This window comes from Pseudoalteromonas sp. NFXS53, from assembly GCF_056629255.1.
Window position 1 is genome coordinate 107,494 of sequence record NZ_JBWVBR010000011.1, and the last position, 19,862, is coordinate 127,355.

19 protein-coding genes are annotated in these 19,862 nt (G+C 43.2%); 11 read left to right on the forward strand and 8 right to left on the reverse strand.

The window, feature by feature from the left end:
* Positions 1-77: 77 nt before the first annotated feature.
* The 10 genes from AC1HJP_RS13065 (at position 78) to AC1HJP_RS13110 (ending at position 11,933) form a co-directional block, all read left to right on the forward strand.
* Entirely contained in the window at positions 78-341 is a 264-nt protein-coding gene (locus tag AC1HJP_RS13065) for a DUF4212 domain-containing protein (protein WP_058028820.1), read from the forward strand.
* Between the two features lie 11 nt (positions 342-352).
* Positions 353-2,077 (forward strand): sodium:solute symporter family protein, encoded by a 1,725-nt coding sequence (locus AC1HJP_RS13070; RefSeq protein ID WP_421963601.1) that lies wholly within the window; start codon positions 353-355, stop codon positions 2,075-2,077.
* A gap of 181 nt (positions 2,078-2,258) precedes the next feature.
* Positions 2,259-4,097 (forward strand): DUF294 nucleotidyltransferase-like domain-containing protein, encoded by a 1,839-nt coding sequence (locus AC1HJP_RS13075; RefSeq protein ID WP_480362198.1) that lies wholly within the window; start codon positions 2,259-2,261, stop codon positions 4,095-4,097.
* A complete protein-coding gene (locus AC1HJP_RS13080; RefSeq protein WP_480362199.1) occupies positions 4,098-4,718 on the forward strand; it encodes an exonuclease domain-containing protein in 621 nt (206 codons plus the stop codon).
* Between the two features lie 109 nt (positions 4,719-4,827).
* Positions 4,828-5,841: an erythrose-4-phosphate dehydrogenase gene (epd, locus tag AC1HJP_RS13085; protein WP_480362200.1), complete on the forward strand. Its 1,014-nt coding sequence runs from the start codon at positions 4,828-4,830 to the stop codon at positions 5,839-5,841.
* Positions 5,842-5,883: 42 nt separating this feature from the next.
* The gene (locus AC1HJP_RS13090; protein ID WP_480362201.1) at positions 5,884-7,062 is read left to right on the forward strand and encodes a phosphoglycerate kinase; all 1,179 of its coding nucleotides are present in this window, start codon (positions 5,884-5,886) and stop codon (positions 7,060-7,062) included.
* Between the two features lie 155 nt (positions 7,063-7,217).
* Positions 7,218-8,282, forward strand: coding sequence for a class II fructose-bisphosphate aldolase (gene fba, locus AC1HJP_RS13095; RefSeq protein ID WP_058028826.1), 1,065 nt, complete (start codon positions 7,218-7,220; stop codon positions 8,280-8,282).
* Between the two features lie 553 nt (positions 8,283-8,835).
* A complete protein-coding gene (phoB, locus tag AC1HJP_RS13100; protein WP_480362202.1) occupies positions 8,836-9,525 on the forward strand; it encodes a phosphate regulon transcriptional regulator PhoB in 690 nt (229 codons plus the stop codon).
* A 27-nt stretch (positions 9,526-9,552) separates the two neighbouring features.
* Positions 9,553-10,860, forward strand: a complete 1,308-nt coding sequence (gene phoR, locus AC1HJP_RS13105; RefSeq protein ID WP_480362203.1) for a phosphate regulon sensor histidine kinase PhoR — start codon at positions 9,553-9,555, stop codon at positions 10,858-10,860.
* A gap of 104 nt (positions 10,861-10,964) precedes the next feature.
* Positions 10,965-11,933 (forward strand): PstS family phosphate ABC transporter substrate-binding protein, encoded by a 969-nt coding sequence (locus AC1HJP_RS13110; protein WP_480362204.1) that lies wholly within the window; start codon positions 10,965-10,967, stop codon positions 11,931-11,933.
* Positions 11,934-12,035: 102 nt separating this feature from the next.
* Here AC1HJP_RS13110 and AC1HJP_RS13115 read toward each other — a convergent pair whose 3' ends face one another.
* The 8 genes from AC1HJP_RS13115 to sfsA form a co-directional block, all read right to left on the reverse strand.
* A complete protein-coding gene (locus AC1HJP_RS13115; RefSeq protein WP_138479815.1) occupies positions 12,036-12,260 on the reverse strand; it encodes a hypothetical protein in 225 nt (74 codons plus the stop codon).
* Positions 12,261-12,274: 14 nt separating this feature from the next.
* Entirely contained in the window at positions 12,275-13,123 is an 849-nt protein-coding gene (gene panC / locus AC1HJP_RS13120) for a pantoate--beta-alanine ligase (protein ID WP_480362205.1), read from the reverse strand.
* Entirely contained in the window at positions 13,123-13,917 is a 795-nt protein-coding gene (panB, locus tag AC1HJP_RS13125) for a 3-methyl-2-oxobutanoate hydroxymethyltransferase (RefSeq protein WP_480362206.1), read from the reverse strand. Before panB ends, panC begins: the two co-directional genes overlap by 1 nt.
* 21 nt (positions 13,918-13,938) lie before the next feature.
* Complete coding sequence (gene folK, locus AC1HJP_RS13130; protein WP_480362207.1) at positions 13,939-14,427, reverse strand: 2-amino-4-hydroxy-6-hydroxymethyldihydropteridine diphosphokinase; 489 nt, start codon at positions 14,425-14,427, stop codon at positions 13,939-13,941.
* Entirely contained in the window at positions 14,424-15,791 is a 1,368-nt protein-coding gene (pcnB, locus tag AC1HJP_RS13135) for a polynucleotide adenylyltransferase PcnB (protein ID WP_480362208.1), read from the reverse strand. The genes folK and pcnB overlap by 4 nt, the downstream gene beginning before the upstream one ends.
* 441 nt (positions 15,792-16,232) lie before the next feature.
* Positions 16,233-17,126, reverse strand: coding sequence for a tRNA glutamyl-Q(34) synthetase GluQRS (gluQRS, locus tag AC1HJP_RS13140; RefSeq protein WP_480362209.1), 894 nt, complete (start codon positions 17,124-17,126; stop codon positions 16,233-16,235).
* A gap of 8 nt (positions 17,127-17,134) precedes the next feature.
* Complete coding sequence (gene dksA, locus AC1HJP_RS13145) at positions 17,135-17,578, reverse strand: RNA polymerase-binding protein DksA (RefSeq protein ID WP_480362210.1); 444 nt, start codon at positions 17,576-17,578, stop codon at positions 17,135-17,137.
* Positions 17,579-17,750: 172 nt separating this feature from the next.
* Complete coding sequence (sfsA, locus tag AC1HJP_RS13150) at positions 17,751-18,455, reverse strand: DNA/RNA nuclease SfsA (protein WP_480362211.1); 705 nt, start codon at positions 18,453-18,455, stop codon at positions 17,751-17,753.
* A gap of 82 nt (positions 18,456-18,537) precedes the next feature.
* On the opposite strand from sfsA, the gene pepB reads away from it, so the two are divergent.
* Complete coding sequence (gene pepB, locus AC1HJP_RS13155) at positions 18,538-19,833, forward strand: aminopeptidase PepB (RefSeq protein ID WP_480362212.1); 1,296 nt, start codon at positions 18,538-18,540, stop codon at positions 19,831-19,833.
* Positions 19,834-19,862: the final 29 nt, after the last annotated feature.

The following is a 19,862-nucleotide window of genomic DNA, read 5'->3' on the forward strand; positions in this document are numbered from 1 at the left end:
AGGGCGTTGCTAATGTAGATAGTGACGATTAACACCAACACAGCCAATTCATTGGCAAGTGATAGGGGACAACAAAAATGGCTTTTAAAGACGAAGAACAAGCAAAAGCATATTGGTCAGAAAATCTGAGCCTCATGTTTAAGCTATTAACAGTATGGTTTGTAGTGTCATTTGGTTTTGGCATTTTACTGGTAGATGTACTTAATGAGATCCGTTTCTTTGGATTCAAATTAGGGTTTTGGTTTTCACAGCAAGGCGCAATTTACACCTTTGTGGCTTTGATTTTTGTCTACGTGTTCAAAATGGATACGCTTGATAAAAAATACGGCGTAGATGAATAAGGAGCACGAAGATGGATGTTAAGATTCTTACCTTTATTATTGTTGGCTTGAGCTTTGCGCTCTATGTCGGCATCGCAATTTGGGCTCGTGCGGGCTCAACCAAAGAATTCTATGTTGCTGGCGGTGGTGTACCACCTGTGGCAAACGGCATGGCAACAGCCGCAGACTGGATGAGTGCAGCATCATTCATTTCAATGGCGGGTATTATTTCCTTCGCCGGTTACGACGGTGGTGTTTACCTAATGGGTTGGACTGGTGGTTATGTACTACTGGCGCTTTGTTTAGCACCTTACCTTCGTAAATTTGGTAAATTTACGGTACCAGATTTCATAGGAGATCGTTATTACTCTCAAGTTGCCCGTGTAGTAGCTATCTTGTGTGCAATCTTTATCTGTTTCACTTACATTGCTGGTCAAATGCGTGGTGTAGGTGTTGTGTTCTCTCGCTTCTTAGAAGTAGACATTGAGACTGGTGTTTACATCGGTATGGTTATCGTATTCTTCTATGCTGTATTAGGTGGTATGAAAGGTATCACGTATACGCAGGTTGCTCAGTACTGTGTATTAGTATTTGCTTACCTAGTACCTGCTATTTTCATCTCACTGATGATGACGGGTCATTTATTACCGCAAACTGGTTTTGGTGCAACTTTAGCTGATGGCTCGGGTGTGTATATGCTCGATAAACTCGATGGACTGAGTACCGAATTGGGCTTCTCTCAATATACCGAAGGCTCTAAGAGCATGATCGATGTATTCGCTATCACTGCCGCTCTTATGGTCGGTACTGCGGGTCTGCCTCACGTAATCGTTCGTTTCTTCACAGTACCGAAAGTAAAAGATACGCGCATCTCAGCAGCATGGACGCTTGTATTCATCGCGATTGTTTATACGACAGCACCTGCGGTTGCATCATTTGCGCGTGTAAACATGATTGACACAATTAATGGTAAAGACGGTAGCGGTACATTATATGAAGAAGCACCAGCTTGGGTTAAAAACTGGGAAAGAACTGGCCTTATCACATTCGAAGATAAGAATGGTGACGGCAAAATGCAGTACTCTGCAGGTAAGATCTCAGATCCAAACAGTGCTAACGAAGTAAACATTGACCGTGACATCATGGTACTGGCGAACCCTGAGATTGCTAATCTACCAGCTTGGGTTATCGCATTAGTCGCAGCGGGTGGTATTGCAGCAGCACTATCAACCACAGCGGGTCTACTGCTGGTAATTTCAACCTCGGTATCGCATGATTTACTTAAGCGTACGCTGAAACCAGATATCAGTGATAAACAAGAGCTACTAGCTGCGCGTTTAGCAGCGATGATAGCGATTGCAATTTCAGCTTACTTCGGTATTAACCCGCCAGGATTTGTGGCCTCAGTTGTGGCATTTGCATTCGGCCTAGCAGCAGCGAGCTTCTTCCCAGCAATCATTATGGGTATCTTCTCTAAGAAGATGAATAAAGAAGGTGCGATTGCAGGTATGGTAACAGGTATTGGCTTCACAGCGGCTTATATCATTTACTTCAAGTTCATCAGCCCTGAGCTTAATGCACCAGCAAATTGGTTATTCGGTATCTCTCCAGAAGGTATTGGTATCATCGGTATGCTAGTTAACTTCATCGTTGCTGCGGTTGTTCTTAAACTAACTGCTGAAACACCAAAAGAAGTGCAAGACATGGTTGACAGTATTCGTAACCCTAAAGGCTCAGGTGAGGCACACGCCCACTAATATTTGAGCGAATAAGCACAAAGCTCAGCCGGCAAGGCTGGGCTTTTATTCGTTTTAGCAAAGTGCTGTTTTTACATTTTTATAGCTGTATTTTGCTAAAACGATTCATACCTAAGCGTAAACACTAACATTTCTCTCTTTTATTGTAGTTGTTTATAGGCGGGTGACTTAGGAGTAGAGCATGACCCCAGAAGTTGCTGAAGTCGCAAAATTTGTTGCCTTACAGGCGCCATTTAGCCAATTACCAGAAGCGGCGACCCACTATTTTGTGTCCCATTTAGAAATTGTTTACTTAAATAAAGACAATCAGTCGCAGTGGTTAAAATCAACTGAGCCAAATTTATACTTAGTTCGCTCAGGCCAATATGATCTGGTCAATGCCAAAGAAGAAGTGATCACGCAAATAGCAGAAGGTGACTATTTTGGCTTTCCGTCTTTACTCACCGGCGATGCCATACAAAACCGCATCGAAGTGTCGACCCCCGGCTTAATCTACATCTTAAATCAAACCAGCTTTGACTATTTACGTCGTGAATATAAGGCGTTCGAACAACACTTTGTACGAGCCCATGCTAATCGTTTACTGTCATCTCATTATCAGCAGAAAAGCGACAATTGGTCTGAGAAAAAAATCAGTGAGCTATTGACCAGAAAGGCAATAACACTCGGACCTGATGCATCAATTCGTGATGCTGCAGTGAAAATGAGTGATCATGGGGTCTCTTCAATTATGGTCACCGAGCAAGAGAGTCTTATTGGTGTACTCACTGATAGAGACTTGCGTAATCGGGTTCTGGCCAAAGATGTAGACCCTAATATGGCAATAAATCAGGTCATGACGGGCAAGCCAAAATTCATCTTCGAAAATAATCGGGTGTTTTCTGCTTTGCATTTAATGCTTAAACACAACATACACCACTTGCCTGTGCTCGATGAAAATTACACGCCACTGGGTATGTTGACCAGTACAGATTTGTTGCGTCAGCAAAAAAGCGATCCGGTGCAGCTTATTGGCCGCATTTATAAAGCGACATCAGTTCAGCAGTTACGTCTTTATGCACAAGAGATCCCTGCACTATTAAAGAGCTTTTCTCATAACATTGATGATATCTCGGTAATGGGCAAACTATTAAGTGGCCTGACCGATGCATTGACCAGTCGATTAATTCGCATTTATCAGCAGGAGCATGGCACAGCGCCATGTGCGTTTAGTTTTATTTGCTTTGGTTCACAAGCCCGCGAGGAACAAACCTTGCATTCAGATCAAGATAACGGATTGTTGCTACCAAATAATTTAACTGACGATCAAAGAGCTTATTTCAAAGGGATGGGCGAATTTGTCTGTGAACAACTGGTTGAATGCGGTATTAAGCGTTGCCCAGGTAATATAATGGCAAGTAACCCCGAGTGTTGCGGCACCTTAAATGAGTGGTCAGAGCGATTTTTTAAGTGGATCAAATCTCCTACGCCACAAGCCATGTTGAACTGTAAGATCTTTTTTGATCTGCGCTTTATTGATGGTTCGAATGAGCTATATAGTGACTTATGTGTGTCGCTTGAACGAATAAGCAAAAATGAACTCTTCTTTGCGGCCATGGCCACAGATATTAACGCGAACTCAGTACCGATTGGTTTGTTTCAGCAATTTAAACTTGAGAAGAGTGAGTCTAAGCATAAGTATTTAGATCTTAAAAAGCGCGGTGTTGTGATCATCAATGATATTGCAAGGCTCTATGCACTAAAAGCTGGAGTAAGGCGGGCCAATACCCTTGAGCGTTTGGATGCGCTGACTAAATTTAATCTCATAAGCGCTAAAGACATTTATAACCTCAAAGATTGTTGGCGCTACCTGACGCAATTGCGACTCAAAACCCAATTGAATAAAGAGGGCTTGCCGGGCAATTGTATTGACCCTGAAATGCTTACCTCTTTAGAAAAACATCAGTTAAAAGAAGCGTTTTATCTGATTAAGCAAGCACAGCAAGCCTGCGCGTTTAAGTTTGCCAGAGGCAGTTTGTAAATGCAGAAGTTAGTACAAAAAGCGCTTCGCTATTTAAAAGCCAAAGGCAAGTCACTTGATGAAGTGGAGTTTGTGGTTTTAGACCTAGAACTGACAGGGCTTGATCCTAAAGCACATGAAATTGTATCTGCGGCTTGGGTGACGATGCGCAATGACAGAATTCAGTTAAAAAGTGCGAGGCACATCATTAATAGTGATGTGAAGCAGTTAGATCAGAGTCCGGTTTTTCATGGTATTGATGAGCAAACGCTTAATGAAGGGGTATCTCTTAAGGCGTTAATGACTGAGCTATGTGATGCTTTGCACGGTAAGGTCTTAGTGTGCCACAACGCTTATTTAGACTGGGGGTTTATCCGACTAAATAGCAAAGCGTTAGGGTTAGAGGCACTTCCTTTGGCCATTGTCGACACCATGCAAATTGAGAAAAGGCGTCAGTTAAAGCAGAACACCGAACTACATCAGGACAGCCTAACTCTGGCTAATTGTCGCACTCGTTATCAACTGCCAGACTATGAGGTGCACAATGCACTCACCGATGCCTTAGCAACTGCCGAGTTGCTGTTAGTCTTAATTAATAAAATTGGGGCGGGTAAGCCACTTAAACTTTCAGCCTTGATGTGAGATTTTTTTTCGCGCAAGTGTATACATAATTTGCCTATGTCGATTACAATAGCGCCATCTTTTAGGAAGTTACTTTCCTGTCTCTGCATTTAGCTAGGTCCACAACTTAATGGCAATAAAACTGGCAATAAATGGGTTTGGTCGTATTGGACGCAATGTTGTGCGTGCATTATATGAATCAGGCCGCCATCAAGATATTGAAATCGTGGCTATTAACGAATTAGCCGACCCCAAAGCCGTTGCGCATTTACTTAAATATGATACCTCTCACGGTCGTTTTGCTTACTCGGTTTCGCATGATGCGCCTTTCTTAGAAGTAAATGGTGACAAGATCCAATTGTTTAGTGAGTCAGATCCCGCTCATTTGCCTTGGCAGGCTTTGCAAGTTGATGTGGTACTTGAGTGTACGGGTGTGTTTCACAGTCGACTAGACGCTCAAAAACATCTATATGCAGGTGCTAAAAAAGTTTTATTCTCTCAACCAGCCGATGCAGATGTTGATGCAACCATAGTGTATGGCATTAACGAAGATGAACTTAAAGCTGAGCACACAATTGTTTCTAATGGTTCTTGTACAACCAATTGTATTGTGCCTGTGATCAAAGTCCTTGATGATGCCTTTGGCATTGAATCGGGTGCTATTACCACGATCCATGCGTCGATGCATGACCAGCAAGTGATCGATGCGTATCACAGTGATTTACGTCGTACTCGTGCAGCGAGTCAGTCAATCATTCCTGTCGACACTAAATTAGCCCGTGGTATTGAGCGCATTTTGCCTAAATTTGAAGGTCGTTTTGAAGCCATCGCTGTACGTGTTCCGACGATAAATGTGACGGCCATGGATTTAAGTGTTACGCTAAACCAAGACGTTGATTTAGATAAAATAAATCAGGCAATTCAGGCTAATACACAAGGCCGATTAGAAAATATTTTAAGTTACACCGAAGAGCCTTTGGTGTCGGTAGATTTTAACCATGATGCACATTCTTGTATCATTGACGGCACGCAAACACGCGTAAGTCATAAAAGGTTAGTAAAACTTTTAGTATGGTGTGATAACGAGTGGGGGTTTGCGAACCGTATGCTCGACACCGCTGAGGCCATGATGGCCGCTAAATAACAACAAAGCTATTACCCAGTATCGTTCTTAAAGGAGACATCAATGTCAGTCATCAAAATGGCGGATCTAGATTTATCAGGCAAGCGTGTTTTAATTCGTGAAGATTTAAACGTGCCAGTAAAAGGCGGCAAAGTAACGTCTGATGCGCGTATTCGCGCTTCACTTCCGACTATTAAACTTGCACTTGAAAAAGGTGCAAAAGTGATGGTGATGTCTCACCTTGGTCGTCCAACTGAGGGCGAGTACAATGAAGAATTCTCACTTCAGCCAGTGGTTGACTATCTAAACGAAGCGTTAGAGCAAAATGTACGTTTAGAAAAAGATTACCTAAATGGTGTTGAAGTAGCTGACAATGAAGTAGTTGTGTTCGAAAACGTACGCTTCAATGTAGGTGAAAAGAAAGACGACGAAGCACTTGCTCAACAGCTTGCTGCATTATGTGACGTATACGTGATGGATGCATTCGGTACGGCTCACCGTGCTCAAGCGTCTACACATGGCGTTGGTCTATTCGCTGAAGTTGCGTGTGCTGGCCCACTGTTAGCGGCTGAACTTGATGCACTAGGTAAAGCACTAGATAACCCGGCACGTCCACTTGTGGCGATTGTAGGTGGTTCTAAAGTATCGACTAAACTGACTGTACTTGATTCACTATCAACTGTGGTTGACCAGCTAGTTGCTGGTGGCGGCATCGCGAACACTTTCGTTGCGGCAGCAGGTCACCCTGTTGGTAAGTCGCTTTTCGAAGCTGATTTAATCGACGAAGCAAACAAATTAACATCAGCAGCGCGTGCAAACGATGGTGACATTCCAGTACCAACAGATGTGGTTGTTGGCACTGAGTTCTCTGAATCAGCAGTGGCAACAATCAAAGATGTGACTGAAGTATCTGATGAAGACATGATCTTTGATATTGGTCCAGATACAGCACAAACTCTAGCTAAAATCATTGAAAATGCAGGCACGGTTGTGTGGAATGGCCCAGTTGGCGTTTTCGAATTTGACCAGTTTGGTAATGGCACAGAAGCAATTGCAAATGCAATTGCAAAGTCTAATGCCTTCTCAATTGCAGGTGGCGGCGACACGCTAGCAGCAATCGACAAATATGGCGTTGCAGATGAAATTTCTTACATTTCAACGGGCGGTGGTGCTTTCTTAGAATTCTTAGAAGGGAAAAAACTACCAGCTGTTGCTATGCTTGAGAAAAGAGCAAACGCATAACAGTTTTTCAGGCCAGCTTTTGCTGGCCTTTTTATCTTAATCACTCTCACTCAGATTAAGGTAAATAAAAAATTAGTAGCAACAAGCGAAAGGCTACTTTCGATATATCCGTTCAAACTAGATAGCAAAAGCTATCGACTATTGGAGAAAGCAAAATGGCTTTAATCAGTATGCGTCAACTTCTTGATCATGCAGCAGAGCATGGTTACGGCGTTCCAGCGTTCAACGTTAACAACCAAGAGCAGATGCGTGCCATCATGGAAGCGGCTGATAAAACAAACAGCCCAGTGATCGTTCAAGGCTCTGCAGGCGCACGTGCTTATGCAGGTGCCCCTTTCATTCGTCATATGATTTTAGCGGCTGTTGAAGAATGGCCACATATCCCAGTTGTTATGCACCAAGACCACGGTACATCTCCTGGTGTATGTCAGCGTTCTATCCAATTAGGTTTCTCATCAGTGATGATGGATGGTTCTTTAATGGAAGATGGTAAAACACCTTCTTCATATGAGTACAACGTAGACGTAACACGTCGTACGGTTGAGATGGCACATGCATGTGGTGTGTCTGTTGAGGGTGAGCTAGGTGTACTAGGTTCACTAGAAACCGGTGAAGCTGGCGAAGAAGATGGCATTGGCGCTGAAGGTAAGTTAACTGAAGATCAACTACTAACTGATCCTGAAGAAGCTGCTGACTTCGTTAAGAAAACAGGCGTAGATGCACTAGCAATCGCGTGTGGTACATCACACGGTGCTTACAAGTTCACACGTCCACCAACAGGTGACATCTTAGCAATCAACCGTATCAAAGAGATCCACGCTCGTATTCCTGATACTCACTTAGTTATGCACGGCTCTTCTTCAGTACCGCAAGAGTGGTTAGCAGTAATCAATGAATTTGGTGGTGAGATCCCTGAAACTTACGGTGTACCAGTTGATCAAATCGTAGAAGGCATCAAGTACGGCGTGCGTAAAGTAAACATCGATACAGACTTACGTTTAGCATCAACGGGTGCTATCCGTCGTCACCTTGCGCATAACCCGTCTAACTTTGACCCACGTAAATTCTTAGCTGAAGCGACGAAAGCAATGACTGAGATCTGTGTGGCGCGTTATGAAGCGTTTGGCACTGCGGGTAATGCAGCGAAGATCAAACCAATTTCACTAGACGACATGCACCTGAAATATTTATCAGGTGAGCTTGATCCACAGATCAAGTAATAACCAAGTCTAGCTGATTTTATATTAAGCCCCAGTATTGGGGCTTTTTTGGATCAGGATTTTACTAATTCTTACCTAGTTAGATCTGATTAACCGAGATTGAGGATCAAGATCTTACCAACCTATGCGATCTGGGATCGATTTCTTACTAACTTGCCGAGTGATTTACACTCAAAACAACCCCAAAACTGTGTATCAAGATCCAAATTGAGATCCTTAAGACGACTACTCTTGGTATAAAACTGATCTCTCAGTGCACTACTTAGTCAAAAGTTGATCTCTATTTAATCAGTGCGTATTTGCGTGATCCGATCAATTAAACTTGGTTTTAGTAAACAGATGTAAAAATAGATCTGATTTAAGTGTTTTTAAAATAGCGGCTTAAATAACAAGTGAATTTCCATAAATTATTGTTCTTTATGGAATAATGTATTTTGTCATTTATATGACCTGATAAATATTTCTTTTTAAGATCGGATTATTTTTTCATAAAACTGTCATACTAAGTCATAATAATGAAACCAACTTGGGTAAATCGAAGAGAACTGTGGGAATGTCACGTAAAGTACTTGTAGTTGATGATGAAGCACCAATCAGAGAAATGTTGGTTTTCGTATTGGAGCAAAATGGATTTCAGGCAATAGAAGCTGAAGATTATGATTCGGCTATGGCTGCAATGGTAGAGCCATATCCTGATATGGTTTTATTAGACTGGATGCTTCCGGGCGGCAGTGGTATTCAAATTGCGAAAAAGTTTAAGCAAAGCGAATTCACGCGTCAGATCCCTATCATCATGTTAACTGCGCGCGGTGAAGAAGAAGACAAAGTAAAAGGACTTGAGGTAGGTGCAGACGATTATGTGACTAAACCTTTCTCTCCTAAAGAATTAATGGCACGTATTAAGGCGGTTATTCGTCGTGTTTCTCCAACCTCGCTTGAAGAAGCGATTGAAGTGCACGGCTTGCGTTTAGATCCTATTTCTCACCGAGTCACATCGGCGGGTGAAGAGTTAGACATGGGTCCAACAGAGTTCCGTTTACTGCACTTCTTTATGACACACCCTGAGCGTGTTTACAGCCGTGAGCAATTATTAGATCATGTTTGGGGCACAAACGTGTATGTTGAAGATCGCACCGTTGATGTACATATTCGACGTCTGCGTAAGGCTATTGCACCGTTAGGTCATGATAGACTAGTTCAAACAGTTCGCGGTGCTGGTTACCGTTTTTCTAGTAAAATGTAAGCTCTCAGCTTTGGATACACTGCATTTATGTATCGAGTAATTAATAAACAGGCGTTAGTTAAACGCCTGTTTTTGTATTTTATACCACTGGCTTTGGTGGGCGTGTTAATTGGCGCACCTTTCATCTTGCTGTTTTTAGGCGCGCTCGCGCTGTTACTTTGGCATTATCATCAACTTTATCGACTCAGTGATTGGTTGCTCAATCAGCGTAGTTTTAATCCGCCAGAAGGTGAGGGCGCGTGGGAGCAGATCTTCGAAGGGATCTACCACCTTCAACATCGTAATCGTAAAAAGCGCAATGAATTGGCTGAGTTGATCCGTCGTTTCCGTGAAGGTGCGGAAGCGGTGCCTGATGCAGTCGTCGTATTGCAAACTGATCTAAGCATAATTTGGTGTAATCAACTTGCACTGAAAGTGTTGGGGCTGCAATGGCCAACTGATCATGGTCAGCGCTTAGATAATCTAGTGCGGGATCCAAAATTTGCAAAATACATGAACAAGCAAAAGTTCGATGAGCCATTAGAACTTGAGGTATCGCATAATCAAGAGCAAACCCTTGAATTTAGGGTGATGCCTTATGCAGGCCAGCTTATGATGGTGGTTCGCGACATTTCTCGGCTGAAGCAGTTAGAGCAGATGCGCAAAGATTTTGTTGCCAATGTATCTCATGAGCTTCGTACGCCGCTAACGGTGGTGACTGGCTATCTAGAAATGATGGACGAAGAGAATCTGCCACCGCCGTCAATGTGGGCGAAAGCGCATCAAACCATGATTGAGCAGTGTCATCGCATGGATAGCTTGGTCAATCAGCTATTGTCGCTTTCGCGAATTGAAGGGGTGCGTAAATATGACAATGATAAGCCGGTCAGAGTACCTGACATGTTGTCGCTCATTGCGACCGAAGCGAATTCTCTTAATAAAGAAAAAGGGCATCAGATCAGTTTCGATGTTGACCCTGATCTTGATATTGTCGGTGCACCGGATGAGTTGCGCAGTGCGTTTTCAAATCTTGTGTTTAATGCTGTTCATTACACCAAACCAAACGGCAATATTCATGTGCAATGGCAAATAAAAGATGACCAAGCGCACTTTTCTGTGACTGATAATGGCGATGGCATAGCCCCTGAACATATCAATCGACTGACAGAACGTTTTTATCGAGTTGATAAGGCAAGAAGTCGTAAAACCGGTGGATCAGGTTTAGGTTTAGCGATCACTAAGCATGTATTAACGCGCCATGATTCACATCTAGATATCAGCAGTGAAGTAGGTAAAGGCTCTTGTTTTTCTTTTGCTTTTCCAAAAACACGTATTGCTGATTATGACAATAAATAAAACAGTGGTCATAAAAGTGTCATTTTTAAGTAATTTAACTGTCATTTAATCGCTGCAAAATGAACCTCGTTAACTAATTGGGACGAACAACTGGAGAAACCCAAATGAAATTTAAAAGTTTAGTAGCTGCAATGGGTGTAGCGGTAACAACTCTATTATCAACACCAGCATCAGCTGTAGATGAAAAATTACCTATGTATAACAAAACAAGTGGTATCTCAGGTAACTTCTCATCTGTAGGTTCTGATACGCTTGCAAACATGATGACTTTTTGGGCTGAAGAATATAAGCGTATTTACCCTAACGTAAATATCCAAATTCAAGCAGCGGGTTCTTCAACTGCGCCACCGGCATTAACTGAATCAACAGCAAACTTCGGTCCTATGAGCCGTAAGATGAAATCTAAAGAAATCGAAGCGTTCGAAAAGCGCTACGGTTACAAGCCAACTGAAGTACGTGTAGCAATCGATGCACTAGCTGTATTCGTACACAAAGATAACCCAATCAAAGGTCTACGTATTGACCAAGTTGATGCAATCTTCTCTTCAACACGTAAGTGTGGTGCTGACGGTGAAATCAACCGTTGGGGTGATGTAGGTCTTAGCGGTGACTGGTCTGGTAAAGATGTGCAGCTTTATGGTCGTAACTCTGTATCGGGCACTTATGGTTACTTCAAGAAGAAAGCACTTTGTAAAGGTGACTTCCGTAACAACGTAAATGAGCAGCCAGGTTCTGCGTCAGTAGTACAGTCAATCTCATCTTCAATCAATGCGATAGGTTACTCTGGTATTGGTTATAAGACTTCAGGTGTTCGTACTGTACCACTAGCGAAAAAAGGTGATAAGTTCGTAGATGCAACTTTAGATAACGTTTCTAAGGGTAAATATCCACTATCACGTTTCCTATATGTTTACGTGAACAAGCACCCTAACAAGCCACTTTCACCAATCGAAGCTGAATTCATCAAGATGGTACTTTCTAAAGAAGGTCAGCAAATCGTAGAGAAAGATGGTTATGTACCACTTCCTAGCAAAGTTGCTGCTGCTGAAATGAAGAAGTTAGGTCTTCTATAATCGGATAGATTAAAAATAAAAAACCGCTGAAGTTCAGCGGTTTTTTTGTGTCTGATTAATACCAATTATCTTAATTAAGTATTATTAAGGATTGGTATAATCTTAATTTAATGGCTTATTCAGCAAAGCTTCGGTTTCGGCCTTACAGCTGTTGTAGTCGTCAATACACTCATTGCTACAGATCTGATGCCCTAAGGTGTTTTCTGTATGACGCTGCGCGCAGTTACTTTCACATTGATAGTTTTGTTGTGCACATTGGTTGAGCTCGCTGCTGGTTGCCCCACAGCCAACTAACAATACAGAGACGACAATAAGCAAAGCTTTCATTTTTAATTATCCTTCTACGCAGAAACTTGTAAGTTATCGATCAGTCTCACTTTACCCAAGAAAGCGGCTGCAAGAATAACAAACTCTTTTGTTTCAAGTGTAGCAGGTTTTAAATTGTCTTTTTCAGCAATGGCAAAGTAATCAGGTTTCAAACCTGCCTGTTCAAGCGATTGTTTTGCTTCTAGTTCAATCGCATCGAACGCTTTATTACCTTGCTCAAGTGATTGACCCGCATTTAACAGGGTTTGATAAAGTACTTTGGCCGTGTCTTTCTCTTGCTCAGATAAGTAACCATTTCGAGAACTCATCGCAAGCCCTGAAATTTCACGCTGTGTTGGTACACCAATGATTTCAATTGGCATAGATAGGTCTCGAACCATAGCGCGAATAACCTGCAACTGTTGGAAGTCTTTCTCGCCAAAACAAGCAAAGTCTGGCTGTACCATATTGAACAGTTTAGTGACGACGGTTGCTACGCCTTTGAAATGACCTGGGCGCGCACCGCCGCAATAACCCATAGAAATATCGGGTACGTCTACATAGCTTTGTGCAGCTAGGCCATTGGGATACATAACATCAACAGTCGGCGTAAAGACGAGCGCCGCACCAATTTCAGCAAGGCCTTGTTTGTCGGCGTCTAATGTTCTTGGGTAGCTGTCTAAATCTTCGTTGGCACCAAATTGCATTGGATTGACGAAAATACTCACAACCACTTTATCCGCGAGCGTTTTCGCTTTTTCAACTAGTGAAAAGTGACCTTGATGCAGATTGCCCATGGTTGGCACAAATGCAATGCTTAAGCCTTGTTGACGCCAAGCCTTAATTTGGCTGCGAAGCGATTTTATTTCACTGACTGACTGCATTAGTTAAACTCATGCTCACTAGTTGGGAAGGCACCTGACTTGACGTCATCACAGTATTTTTTAACTGCATCGTGCATGTTGCCTGTTTCGGCCAAGAAGTTTTTCGAAAATTTAGGAATGTAACCCGCTGAAATACCCACAAGGTCATGCATCACTAAGATTTGGCCGTCGGTGTCTTTGCCTGCACCAATACCTATCACAGGAATGTTTACAGACTCAGTGATGCGTTTAGCCAGCGCCGAAGGAATACACTCAATAACGAGTAGTTGTGCACCAGCAGCTTCTAGCGCTTGCGCGTCTGCAACCATTTTATCTGCTTGTTCAGACTCACGGCCCTGAATTTTAAAACCACCGAATACGTGAACAGATTGTGGTGTTAGACCTAAATGGCCACAAACTGGTATACCTTGCTGAGTAAGCGCACTTATGCTGTCGTGTAACCACTCACCACCTTCTAACTTCACCATGTTTGCACCCGCACGCATCAGCTGTGCAGCATTGTTACAAGCTTGCTCTACGTTGGCATAGCTCATAAATGGCATATCTGCGATCACAAACAAATCTTTTGATCCTGCGCGAACGCACTTGGTGTGATAGGCAATATCATCAGTCGTCACTGCAAGCGTGTCGTCACCGCCTTGCAAAACCATACCTAGTGAATCACCAACCAAAACAACATCAACACCTTGGTTGTGAAAAAGCTGAGAGAAACTCGCATCATAAGCCGTTAATGCGGTAATTTTTTGTTTTTCTTGTTTCATTTTAGCCAGTGTAGAGACGGTCACTTTAGCCATGTTGTTCCTCTTGGGGTTAATTTAATTCAACTCTAATGGCGTTAAACCATTGAGTGGCACTTGCTGAGCAGTGTCAGTCAGTGTGTTGCCATTCGGGAGCTTTAGCTCAGGTGAGATTTCTAATAGTGGATATACTACAAACTCACGTTCACATAGACCATAGTGCGGCACGGTTAGGCGCTCGGTGTTTATGGTTTGCAGACCAAATAGCAAAATATCTAAATCTAGGGTTCTTGGGCCCCAACGCTCATTTTTACGCTGACGACCTTGTTCACGTTCAATACGTTGTAATTCATCAAGCAGAGCTTCTGGTGCAAGCGTGGTGTTGAGTAATGCGACGGCATTAACATAATCAGGCTGGTCTTGCGGCCCCATAGGCTTAGATGAATAAAACTTTGAGACTTTTTTAAGCTCACAGTTAGCAAGTGTACTCAGGGCTTTAACTGCATTATGAAGCTGTGCAACAGGTGCTTCAAGGTTGGCGCCTAAGCCAATATAAACTGGGATCATGCATCACCTGCTTTTTTCTTTGGCTTTCTGCGGTAACGTCGACGTGGCTTTTTGCCATCAGATTGACCTAAATTTTTAACCAGCTCTTTCTGACCGGTGACATCTGATTTTAAGTATTCAGTCCACCAATCAGCTAACGTTTGCTGAGCGTCTTCACCACTTTCTACACGCAGCAATAAGAAGTCATAAGCGGCTTTAAAACGAGGCTGCAGACTTAAGCGATAAGCGCGTTGACCTGAGCGTTTGTCTAAACGCATTTGAATATGCCAGATATCACGCGCACCTAACGTAAAGCGTTTTGGCACAGACACGTGCTGGGCGTTTTGGCTCAACACCTGATTCATAGCCTGATTGAAGGCGTCAAATTCTGACATGCCTTGTTGCTCAATGATCTGCTGAGTACGTTGTTGCAGCGGGAACCAAAGAAGCGCGGCATAGACAAAAGCCGGCGTGACTTTCTTATCTTGATTAATGCGCGTATCGGTATTGGCAAACATTTGCTCAATAAAGCGCGCTTCAAAGCCGGTTTCACTCTGCTCTAAGATTTCATCTAGTGCAGGGAATAACTGTTTGAATAAGCCAAACTCGCGAAGCTGAAGGTAGTTTTCAACCGCTTTGCCATTTAAAAATAGTTTTAGTGTTTCTTCAAACAAACGCGCAGGCGGAATATTACCCAGTAAATCAGCAAGCTCATAAATAGGCTTTTTCGTGCCTGACGCAATTTCCATGTCGAGCTTGGTGGCAAAGCGTATCGCGCGTAACATACGGACCGGATCTTCACGGTAACGAGTTTCTGGGTCGCCAATCAGTTCTATTTTGCGTGCTTTGATGGCTTCTACGCCGCGAGCAAAATCGTGAATGCTAAAATCATTAATCGAGTAGTACAGAGCGTTTATAGAGAAGTCGCGACGCTGAGCGTCTTCTTCAATGGTGCCATATACATTGTCACGGAGCAGTTGACCATGTTCGCTTGATTGGCTGGTCGCATTTTTACGCTCATCGGCTTCATGATGGCCGCGCATGGTGGCGACTTCAATAATCTCTCGACCAAAAACGATGTGCGCTAAGCGGAATCTGCGGCCGATCAAGCGACAATTTCTAAATAATTTTTTGATTTCTTCTGGCGTCGCATTGGTAACAACGTCGAAATCTTTTGGCTGGATCCCCATTAAAATATCACGAATACAACCACCAACGAGGTAAGCGTCATAGCCACCATCTTTCAAGCGATACAAAACTTTGATGGCATTCGGGCTAAATTGTTTGCGCGAGATACCATGCTCGGCACGAGTGATTAAAGCGGGTGTTGCCGAGGTTGTATGGTGTGCATCTGCAGAATCTGGCTTGACCCACTTTTTGCACATGTTAATTAGCTTGGAAATAATGACCCGTCTCCTAAAACGCTCTGTTGGTAACCTATTAAATAACCTGAGCTCTGGATAATAAATCTATCTCCAGCGGTTACTTTTAACGCTAACTACGTTGAATTTACTTGCAATAGGCCAGCTATTGACGCGTAAATTCGCCTTGCCTACATGGATGTAGGTACCTTAGCGATAGCAGGACGCGTGAGCGGTGCTATCCCTAAAAGTTTCTGGCTGCAGACTTGAAAAAACGTTTACTAATTCAATATCAATAAATTAGTAAATCTCTTAACCACAGCTCAGCTTATTATAGGTAAAATCAAAGTGGCTAATAATATACTAGCGTCACTAAAAAATTAAGCTAGGAGTAGAAATAAACTGATCTAAAAGTGGGTTTAGTGTGTCGTTATCTGGTGTGATTGTGTTCGAATCGCGACGAGATTAAGTTGTGATAGTCTTTTCTAGAACTTGTGGAATAGCGGCAAAAGAAAACTGTGTGCTAGCCCAAGTTAACACTTCTTCTACATTGCTGAGTTTCATGTCATCAGTAACATCAAGCCCTAAAAAGCTTAACGCGCGCAATAACTCTGGGAGCGGATCATCGATATTGATGGCGGGGGCATGATTTTGTTTAGAGAGTTTAAAGCCTGGCTCTGTGACAGCCAAAGGTACATGGGCATACTCAGGTACTGTGTGACCGAGCTGTTTAAACAAACTAATTTGTCTTGCAGTGGGTTCTAATAAATCGGCACCTCGAACAACGCGGCTGATCTTTTGCTCAATATCATCAACCACGACCACTAATTGATAGGCAAATAAGCCATCGCGACGTTTTACAATATAGTCTTCGTCGGCCAAAGCGTGAGGTACATTGACCTGACCTTGTAGTAAATCAGTAAATTGATAAACCGGATGCGTTTGTGTTAAACGAATAGCATGATCATTAAAATCAAGTGCCTGTGATTTGCAATGACCTTGATACAGTCCGCCCGCTTGTTTGATCATTTTACGCGTGCAGTTACAGGCGTAAAGGTCGGGCTTAAGCTGTGTTAGGGTGTCTTGATAAAGCGCGTGACGCTGACTTTGGTATTCGACTTGTTCGTCCCAATGCAAACCAAACTTTTCAAGCGCAGTTAAGATAGCACTATCTGCGCCATGTACAACGCGAGGTGTATCTATGTCTTCCATACGAACAAGCCAAGCGCCTTGGTGCACTTTAGCGTCTAGATAACTTGCGAGGGCGGCGACGAGTGAGCCAAAGTGTAGGGGGCCAGAAGGCGAAGGGGCAAATCGGCCTCGATAGCCCCTTGAATTGGACAATGCTTCTTTATGCATGTGCCGTATTAAGCGCGGCCGATCTGTTTTTCTTTGATCTCAGCCAGCGTTTTACAGTCTACGCATAGGTCGGCAGTTGGACGAGCTTCAAGACGGCGAATACCAATCTCAATGCCGCAAGATTCACAGAAACCGAAGTCATCTTCTTCAATTAAAGTTAGTGTCTTTTCGATTTTCTTGATGAGTTTTCTTTCTCTGTCACGAGTACGTAACTCTAAAGAAAACTCTTCTTCTTGTGCCGCACGGTCAACCGGATCAGGGAAGTTTGCTGCTTCATCCTGCATATGGTTCATTGTTCTGTCTACTTCATTGCGTAGGTCTGAACGCCATGCTTCTAAAATCTTTTTGAAATGCGCACGTTGTGCGTCATTCATGTATTCTTCGCCCGGTTGTTCTTGATATGGTTGTAAACCGGCTTGAGCCAATAACCCTAATTTTTTTTGGTCTGGCATAGCATTCTCCTAAATCCTTAATATAACGGCGGCTGACGCCGGCGGCTATAAATAGCAAAATATGCTCCCCTAAGCAAACACTTTTTTGCTGTGGATTGGCTAAAATACAGCTGGTGCCAAATTAAGAGAACAACTTAATATTGGCTGCTATATGAGGGCATAGATGACTAATTCAAGAGCTAAGTACGGGAATTTTGTGATTTAGGATTATTTCCAGTGGGCTTATTTGGCAATTATAAGCGATAACTTCTACGCCGGCAGTCTGAGCCTCACTCAGTAATTGCGCGTACTTTGGGTCAAGATGGGCCGCAGCTTTTACTGATTTTATACCGGTATGCATCACCATAAATAGCAATACAGCGCGATGCCCCTGCTGGACGATATCAATTAATTCTCTGAGGTGTTTTTGACCGCGTACCGTTTGAGTATCGGGAAAGTAACCTTGTCCGTCTTCTAATAAAGTGACTGATTTTACTTCAACATAGCAAAGTGGCTGGTGTTCATCTTTAAGCAAAATATCAATACGGCTATTTTCTTGTCCGTATTTCACTTCGGGTTGCAAATGCGCATAGCCTTGCAATTCAGAAATTGTACCTTGTGCTATGCCTTCAATGGCCAGTTTATTTGCAATCGCAGTGTTCACGCAAATAAGGTCGCCCGCTGAATTCTCTGTGAGTTCTAAGGAGTGTGCATATTTTCGTTTTGGATTATCACTGGTTGAGTAATAAGCATTAAAACCCGGATCAGCACAGCCGGTCATTTTACCTGTATTAGCACAATGGACTGTAAATGCTTGATTAGGCGTTTTTAGGTCGACTAAAAAGCGTTTATAGCGCTTTATTAAGGTGGCTTTTTCGAGTGTTGGCGTGAACTTCATTGTTTAATCGCAATAGGTTGGGTGATACTCGGTGCTAGTGTACACTTAATGCCACTAATAAGCGTATAAGAGAACACAATCTATGTCTGATAAATTCATTGTTCGTATCAGTGAACAAGCACCTACAGCACCGTGGAGTGCCGATGCATTGCTATCGTTTGATCAACTTGGTGCCATTGTGCACCTGCAGCAAAACGAAACACTTAAATTAGTACAAAAAGCAGCCCGCAGCCTTTCTCAACAAGGTGTTAAGCAAGCGGTATTACAAGGCGATGCTTGGTGCACTGAGTCACAGTGGGCGTTCTATCAAGGTTTTGTCACTGCTAAGCAACTTGATGGTGTTGAGTTTGTTGACAATGAACAATCAGATTTAGCTGAGCTTGCGGCATTAAAAAATGCGGCAACTTGGACGCGTCAGATGATCAACGGCACGGCAGAAGACGTTTACCCTGAGAGTTTAGCTAGCAAAGCGGCTGAGTTTATTCAATCGCTAGCCCCTGAGCATGTAAGTTACGACATCATCAAAGGCAACGCCCTTCTTGAGCAACAGTGGATAGGTATCCACGAAGTAGGTCGTGGTAGCGAACGTCCACCGGTATTACTTGAGCTTGATTACAACCCGACAGGTGACGAAGATGCGCCTGTAAGCGCTGCGCTTGTAGGTAAGGGTATTACGTTTGATTCAGGTGGTTACTCAATCAAACCTAGCGAAGGCATGTTATCAATGAAGTGTGACATGGGTGGTGCGGCGACTGTGACTGCGGGTCTGGCGATTGCTATTCAGCGCGGCATCGATAAACGTATCAAGTTATTCTTATGTTGCGCAGAGAACTTAATCTCAGGCCATGCTTATAAGCTAGGTGATATCCTAACTTATAAAAATGGCACAACGGTTGAGATTGTAAATACGGACGCAGAAGGCCGTTTAGTTCTGGCTGATGGTCTAATGGCCGCTGGTGAAACGGGTGCGCCATTAATTATTGATGCGGCAACGCTAACGGGTGCAGCCCTGGTTGCAGTAGGTCAAGAATACAATGCATTATTCGGTCTTGATAAAGCATTGGTGTCTGAAGTTCAGCAGTTCGCAGAAGAAGAGTTCGAAGCGGCTTGGCCACTACCACTTGAAAAGTGGCACCAAAACAACTGTCCTTCACCTTACGCTGACACAGCGAACAGCCGTGCACAAAAAGGTGGTGGTTACGGCGGAGCATCGAATGCTGCGGGCTTCTTATCGCGCTTTGTACCAAATGAAGGTCAAGGTTGGGTACACATCGATCTAGCCGCTTCATTCCAAAACAGTGCTGGTAGCTTATGGTCTGCAGGTGCAACAACACTAGGTATGCGTACCGTAGCAAGAACACTACAAGCAAAAGCGTAAGCTTTTTTATAAGCTATATCATTTTAAAA

What these genes read in the sequence shown, in the direction of transcription:
- folK (WP_480362207.1), bottom strand. Translation starts at nt 14,427, where the DNA reads ATGATCCCAGTTTATATTGGCTTAGGCGCCAACCTTGAAGCACCTGTT.
- panB (WP_480362206.1), bottom strand. Translation starts at nt 13,917, where the DNA reads ATGGCTAAAGTGACCGTCTCTACACTGGCTAAAATGAAACAAGAAAAA.
- AC1HJP_RS13070 (WP_421963601.1), top strand. Translation starts at nt 353, where the DNA reads ATGGATGTTAAGATTCTTACCTTTATTATTGTTGGCTTGAGCTTTGCG.
- sfsA (WP_480362211.1), bottom strand. Translation starts at nt 18,455, where the DNA reads ATGAAGTTCACGCCAACACTCGAAAAAGCCACCTTAATAAAGCGCTAT.
- dksA (WP_480362210.1), bottom strand. Translation starts at nt 17,578, where the DNA reads ATGCCAGACCAAAAAAAATTAGGGTTATTGGCTCAAGCCGGTTTACAA.
- gluQRS (WP_480362209.1), bottom strand. Translation starts at nt 17,126, where the DNA reads ATGCATAAAGAAGCATTGTCCAATTCAAGGGGCTATCGAGGCCGATTT.
- phoR (WP_480362203.1), top strand. Translation starts at nt 9,553, where the DNA reads ATGTATCGAGTAATTAATAAACAGGCGTTAGTTAAACGCCTGTTTTTG.
- AC1HJP_RS13110 (WP_480362204.1), top strand. Translation starts at nt 10,965, where the DNA reads ATGAAATTTAAAAGTTTAGTAGCTGCAATGGGTGTAGCGGTAACAACT.
- AC1HJP_RS13115 (WP_138479815.1), bottom strand. Translation starts at nt 12,260, where the DNA reads ATGAAAGCTTTGCTTATTGTCGTCTCTGTATTGTTAGTTGGCTGTGGG.
- AC1HJP_RS13080 (WP_480362199.1), top strand. Translation starts at nt 4,098, where the DNA reads ATGCAGAAGTTAGTACAAAAAGCGCTTCGCTATTTAAAAGCCAAAGGC.
- panC (WP_480362205.1), bottom strand. Translation starts at nt 13,123, where the DNA reads ATGCAGTCAGTCAGTGAAATAAAATCGCTTCGCAGCCAAATTAAGGCT.
- fba (WP_058028826.1), top strand. Translation starts at nt 7,218, where the DNA reads ATGGCTTTAATCAGTATGCGTCAACTTCTTGATCATGCAGCAGAGCAT.
- pcnB (WP_480362208.1), bottom strand. Translation starts at nt 15,791, where the DNA reads ATGTGCAAAAAGTGGGTCAAGCCAGATTCTGCAGATGCACACCATACA.
- phoB (WP_480362202.1), top strand. Translation starts at nt 8,836, where the DNA reads ATGTCACGTAAAGTACTTGTAGTTGATGATGAAGCACCAATCAGAGAA.
- AC1HJP_RS13075 (WP_480362198.1), top strand. Translation starts at nt 2,259, where the DNA reads ATGACCCCAGAAGTTGCTGAAGTCGCAAAATTTGTTGCCTTACAGGCG.
- AC1HJP_RS13065 (WP_058028820.1), top strand. Translation starts at nt 78, where the DNA reads ATGGCTTTTAAAGACGAAGAACAAGCAAAAGCATATTGGTCAGAAAAT.
- pepB (WP_480362212.1), top strand. Translation starts at nt 18,538, where the DNA reads ATGTCTGATAAATTCATTGTTCGTATCAGTGAACAAGCACCTACAGCA.
- epd (WP_480362200.1), top strand. Translation starts at nt 4,828, where the DNA reads ATGGCAATAAAACTGGCAATAAATGGGTTTGGTCGTATTGGACGCAAT.
- AC1HJP_RS13090 (WP_480362201.1), top strand. Translation starts at nt 5,884, where the DNA reads ATGTCAGTCATCAAAATGGCGGATCTAGATTTATCAGGCAAGCGTGTT.